At 47.9% G+C, this 242-nt stretch carries 1 protein-coding gene; it reads left to right on the forward strand.

Translation table 11 applies throughout. From position 1 onward, the window contains the following. Positions 1 to 242 (forward strand): YidC/Oxa1 family membrane protein insertase (locus SB775_RS33075; protein WP_410865522.1); only part of this gene is annotated, 242 nt, incomplete at both ends.

Below are 242 nucleotides of genomic sequence, written 5' to 3' on the forward strand. Positions count from 1 at the left end.
TATGGCATGGCGATCGTGGTCATCACGATTATCATCCGCCTCGTCTTGATGCCATTTATGCTGCGCACGTATAAGCGCCAGCAAGGAATGAAAGTGAAAATGGATAAAATGCGCCCGGAAATGGAAGACATCCAGAAGCGCTTGAAGGAAACGAAGGACAAAGAAGAGCAAATGAAGCTTCAGCAGGAAATGATGGGGCTGTACAAGAAACACGACGTCAATCCGCTCAACATGGGCTGCTT

The sequence above is a fragment of the Peribacillus sp. SIMBA_075 genome (assembly GCF_046534585.1).